The organism is Streptomyces sp. NPDC002845, assembly GCF_053591955.1.
Genome location: NZ_JBSFUU010000180.1, coordinates 1 through 4802 on the forward strand (window position 1 = coordinate 1; position 4802 = coordinate 4802).

Below are 4802 nucleotides of genomic sequence, written 5' to 3' on the forward strand. Positions count from 1 at the left end.
TCGGTGGACTACCGCTGCGGACCTGCCCGAGCCTCCCGACGCCTACGCACACCAGGCCATCTGACGTGCAGTTTTCACGATGCACCGTGCTCACTGGTCGCAATACACCACCCAGTGGCCGCCAACCGTAGACATCGACGACCTCAAGACCCACTCGAAGGAGACACCGTCCGGCAGCGGAATCTGGGTCGTCCGGGCCGGCACCGCAACCATCCGAGACCTCGCCGAACTCTGATACCTGGCCCTGGGCCCTGCCGCCGCCGGGGACCCCGAGGAGCCGTCGATCTACGGCTGCTGCGACGCGATCGGCGAGAGGACAACAGGTGGGAGTTCTTGGAGTTCGCCCTCCGCCAGGACCTGTGGGCTCGGCAGGGCGGCCGGCACGTCTCCTGGCCGCTCACGTCTGCGACATGCGGAGATGCGCTGATTGGCAGCAGCAGGCGGGGCTTTGCCGGTGCCGGGCACGGACATCGCATTGCAGTCCCGGCCGGTAGCGTCATGGGTGTCAGGACGCTGTGCACTACCAAAGAGCCCTGGAAATGCGGACTTTGCTTGGCGGCTGCCGCATCCCAGGGCTCCCGGTGTGTCCCGGGTCGTCCCCAACCCCCTTGTACTGGCAGTAGGAGGAACCCTTGACTGACATTCCTGAAGCTACACGATGCCTCGGACAGTCGCTCCGACCAGCGGAAACGGACACAAGCGCGGTCGTCGGCTCGTGCGGATCGTCCGAAGAGGTCGGCGGTGTCGTCGCGCGGGTGGAGATGCCGACCGTCCGATGACCATGCTCGTGATCACTCCCGGCCTGCTGCTCGTCGCGATGGTGTCGGCGGCCGTCGGGTTCGGCGTGTACCACCACACGAAGAAGAGCAGCACCACGGTGCCCGCCACGGGGGACCTGGTCGCCGCGATCGGTTCCGGCGTGGTTGTGGCGTCGCTCCTTGTGTCGATCGGGTGGGCGGCCGTACCGCCGAGCTCGGCCGAACCGGCCAACGGCGGCGTCGTACCCACGTGTTCGTCTTCGTCCTTCTCCCGCGGGTGTTGAAAGGGCACCCCGCAGACCTCCTTGTGTCGGGGCCGGCGGTCATTCGACCGCCGGCCCCGGCACATCCGCTACTCCGTGGGACACGAGATCGACGCAGAAGGAGATTTTCGCGGTCGCTCCCGCTTCCCGGCGTCGCTCGGCTCGGTTCACGTGCTGCGCAGCCGGGTGACCGACACCACTTCCCTGATGCTTGAGTGAGTTCAAGCGTCAGGAGTGATAGCAGTTGAGTACGTGGCAAGTGGTGCGGGTGCCGGATCCAGGTCGGTGGGGCACGCTGCCCGACGAGGGTGTGCTGGGGGTACGGGCTCTGCCGGAGGCGGTGGCCCGGATCGGACTCAAGCCGGGTGATCCGGTGTTCGTGAGGCCGGACGGAATGGTTGATGCGGATCTTCTGGATTTCGTCCGGTCGAGCACGTTCCGGAACATGGAACGTGAGTCGAAGCGGAACTACTCGACGGATATGCGTCTGTTGCTGGAGTTTCTGTCCTCACGGGAGACCGAGTGGCGGCACGCAACCCAGCAGGACCTGGATGATTTTCGGGACTGGCGGTGCGAGGCGCCGGAGAACCCCGAGCGGATCAGCGGCACGAAGTGGGACCGGGAGGCGGCCGCCTTCACCAAGCTGTTCCGGTGGGGGAAAGTGAGCCCGCTGCCGGTGGACGTGTCGCGGCGGGAGGACCGGGCGGCGGATTCGGTCAGCTCGCGGGTGTCGTGGCTGACGCCGCGGACCTGGGGACTTTGGTCGGATATCGGTCTGCGTGGCTATACGCGTGGTGGTCTCCTGGCGCCGGGGTGGGATTCGCGGACGGAGATGCGTAACACGGGCTTCGTGCAGCTGCTGTTGTCGTCGGCTCTGCGGCGGCAGGAGGGCGGGTCCCTGCTGGTATTTGAGCTGCCCACTCAACGTCTGCGGCACGGCCGCTACTGCCATGGCCGGATAGCTGGGGCGGTGACGCGGTCGAAGAACAGCCGGGTCTTCTACGCCTCAGTGGATGCGGTCGGCCAGGTCGAGTCCTACATCCAGTCCGAACGGGCCTGGGCCATCCAGCGGGCCCAGGCTATGGGCCGCTACGAACGGCTGCCGGAGATGCGGCTGATCACTCGGGTGACGAGGGGGGTGAAGCCGAAGGTCGAGTGGGTCGACCGCAACGGCGTCATCGGGGAGAAGGAACTGAGTCGGCTGGACTGGGTGGAACGGCAGTCGCTGTTCCTGGAGGGGCCGGAGGGGCCGGAGCCTGCGTATCTGTGGCTGACCGAGCAGGGCTTGCCGATGGCGCCCGAGCGGTGGAACGGGGTGTTCAGGACCGCGAACCAGCGCTGCGAGGAGGTCTTGCTCACCGAGAAGGAGCGGACGATCACTCGGGACTTCCGGCTGGCGGAGGTGCGGGGCAAGAGCCCGTATGCCACTCCGCACTCCGCCCGACATTCGGCGGCGCTCTACATGCTGATCCTGCTGAACGAGCTTTTCGAGTCCCGCTACGGGCTGTCGAAGGCGGAGAGGCGGGACTTTGCCCTGCTGTTCGGGGATCCCTGGTGGCTGGTGAAGACGATCCTCGGACATTCGGACATAGAGACCACGCAACGGCATTACCTCGCGCCGGTCGCTCATTTGCAGCTGGAGTCGATCCTCGCCATGGCCGACACCACTGACAGCCAGAACGAGCAGGTCGAAGACATGGACGACGTCTTCTCCCGGCTCGCCCGGGAGACGGCCGGGATCCAGGACATCGACGCCCTCCTGGAGGGGGCGTCGTGAGCGGGCGGGGGCGCAAGGCTGTCCTGCCGCCAGCTGGCCATCGCGTCGATCCTCCGTTGGCCCCGGACGGACTCGTGGTGACGGTGACCAACAGGGCCGGCTACAAGAAGGCGTACGACTTCGCTGAACTGCCGGTCGCAGGGCCGATGCAGCGCTCGCTGGCCAGGGCGTTTGCCATCCAGTCCCGCGGATGGACCAGCCACAGAACTGCCGGGACCTGCTGGAGCAAGATCCAGCTGTTCGCGAAGTTCCTCTCCCGGCTGGACAGTCCACCGGATGACCTGGACGGACTGACCGTCGCCATGATGCAGAGCTGGCGGGATCGACACATCAGCACGAACTCCGGCAAGGGCATGCTGTCAGGGGTCCGCCAGGTGCTGCGGCAGGACTCCCGACTGGCTGACGGCCCGGTGGGGGAGGAACTGGCCCGCCGGATCCCCAGGCCGATGCCGAGCAAGCAGTCCTATGAGGAGGCTGAGCGGGACCGGGTGGTGTTGGCCGCTCAGCGTCAGTTCCGGTCGGCCTGGCTGCGGATCGGCGAGAACACGCGTCTGCTGACCAGATGGCGGGCGGGCGACATGATTGAGAAGCCGTTGTCTTACCGGATGTGGTCACTGAGTTTCCGCTGCTCAGGCATGGTTCCGGTGTCGTCGTGGGAGCGTTCGGGCGATCAGTTCGTCCTCGACGATGCGGAGGTGGCCGGTGGCGTCGGTGATGGGTTTGCTGGAGGAGCGGGAGGCTGCTGCCCGGGTGCGGGTGGAGGAGCTTCAGGCGGAGGCGGACCGGATCCTGTCCGAACTCGCTGCGGCTGAGGCCGTGTTGGAACGCCGGGCGATCGCTCGGGTGGAGCTGGCCGAGGCCCTGGCCGCCCCCGGTGATGCGGCGGATGCGACCGTGCAGGAGGCGCCGGAGCCGGTGCCGGAGGCCAAAGCGGTGAAGGTCCCGGTCGCGGGGTCGATCGTGCCGCACTTTGGGGAGGGGATGACGGTGGAGGCGCTCGCGCCGGATTACCGGCGGATCGTGGAGCTGGTGGAGTCCGGTCCGCAAGGCGGTGAGGGTGTGTCGGCGAAGGAGATCGCATCCGGGCTGGGGCTGGAGTTGGTGCCGGCGAAGATCGAGGGGGTACGGTCCAAGGCGAGGCGCCTGGCCGAACGGGGCTGGCTGGCCGTGTCCCCGTCCGGACGGTTCACGCCGCGGCAGCCCGCCGTGACGATTCCTCCCGCCGCCGGGAAGCCGGGCGGGCGAGGCGACGGCTCATGAGCATGGCCTGCGAGAAGTAGATGAACGCCTCGCTGCTGGCGGGCAGTGTCTCGAAGTCACGCACCAGGCGACGCGAGCGCATCAGCCACCCCAGCGTGCGCTCTACTACCCAACGTCTCGGGAGTACCACGAATCCCTTCATGTCATCGCTGCGTTTGACGATCTGCAGCGTGAGCTGGAGTTTCTCCTTCGCCCAGGTGACCAGGCGGCCGGTGTAGCCGCCGTCGGCCCACACCAGCGTGATCTTGTGGAACCGTGCCCGCAGGCGGGGCAGCATGACGCGGGCGGCCTGGCGGTCGGTGACGTCGGCAGCACACACCAGCACCATCAGCAGCAGGCCCAGGCAGTCTGTGACGACGTGCCGGCGCCTTCCGTTGATCTTCTTGCCGCCGTCATAGCCGCGCGTGGCGGCGGGCACCGAGGCGGCGCCCCTGACCGACTGCGAGTCGATGACCGCCGCGGTTGGCTCCTGCTCCCGGCCCTCGGCCTCGCGGGCCCGGCCGCGCAGCCGGTCGTGGAACTCCTTGACCAGGCCGTGCTCCCGCCACCTGCGGAAGAAGGCATACACCCGGTCCCAGGCAGGGAAGTCGGCGGGCATAGAGCGCCACTTGACGCCGTTGTCGGTGACGTACCGGATCGCATCCAGCATCCAATGCCACGAAGTTAAGGACCCGTTGGCGGTGTCAAGAGTGGGGGATGCGGGAGGGGCCTCTGCTATCCAGGGGATCGACGAAGATCTTCCTG

The 4802-nt window shown here is 67.3% G+C and carries 6 protein-coding genes; 5 read left to right on the forward strand and 1 reads right to left on the reverse strand.

What is annotated here, in order from left to right; genetic code table 11:
* The first annotated feature begins 79 nt into the window (after positions 1-79).
* From ACWD3C_RS47820 to ACWD3C_RS47840, 5 genes are all read left to right on the forward strand, one after another.
* Positions 80-235 (forward strand): hypothetical protein, encoded by a 156-nt coding sequence (locus tag ACWD3C_RS47820; protein WP_451154999.1) that lies wholly within the window; start codon positions 80-82, stop codon positions 233-235.
* 540 nt (positions 236-775) lie between these two features.
* On the forward strand, positions 776-1042 hold the full coding sequence (locus ACWD3C_RS47825; RefSeq protein WP_451155001.1) for a hypothetical protein: 267 nt from the start codon (positions 776-778) through the stop codon (positions 1040-1042).
* A 223-nt stretch (positions 1043-1265) separates the two neighbouring features.
* The gene (locus ACWD3C_RS47830; RefSeq protein WP_451155003.1) at positions 1266-2798 is read left to right on the forward strand and encodes an integrase; all 1533 of its coding nucleotides are present in this window, start codon (positions 1266-1268) and stop codon (positions 2796-2798) included.
* A 77-nt stretch (positions 2799-2875) separates the two neighbouring features.
* The gene (locus ACWD3C_RS47835; RefSeq protein ID WP_451155005.1) at positions 2876-3610 is read left to right on the forward strand and encodes a hypothetical protein; all 735 of its coding nucleotides are present in this window, start codon (positions 2876-2878) and stop codon (positions 3608-3610) included.
* 4 nt (positions 3611-3614) lie between these two features.
* The gene (locus ACWD3C_RS47840; RefSeq protein ID WP_451155007.1) at positions 3615-4058 is read left to right on the forward strand and encodes a hypothetical protein; all 444 of its coding nucleotides are present in this window, start codon (positions 3615-3617) and stop codon (positions 4056-4058) included.
* Here the strand turns inward: ACWD3C_RS47840 and ACWD3C_RS47845 are convergent.
* A complete protein-coding gene (locus ACWD3C_RS47845) occupies positions 3985-4707 on the reverse strand; it encodes an IS5 family transposase (RefSeq protein ID WP_451155009.1) in 723 nt (240 codons plus the stop codon). The genes ACWD3C_RS47840 and ACWD3C_RS47845 overlap by 74 nt on opposite strands.
* Positions 4708-4802 lie beyond the last annotated feature (95 nt).

Excerpts from the sequence above, each read along its gene's own strand:
- ACWD3C_RS47820 (WP_451154999.1), top strand. The coding sequence starts at position 80 with ATGCACCGTGCTCACTGGTCGCAATACACCACCCAGTGGCCGCCAACC.
- ACWD3C_RS47825 (WP_451155001.1), top strand. The coding sequence starts at position 776 with ATGACCATGCTCGTGATCACTCCCGGCCTGCTGCTCGTCGCGATGGTG.
- ACWD3C_RS47845 (WP_451155009.1), bottom strand. The coding sequence starts at position 4,707 with ATGCTGGATGCGATCCGGTACGTCACCGACAACGGCGTCAAGTGGCGC.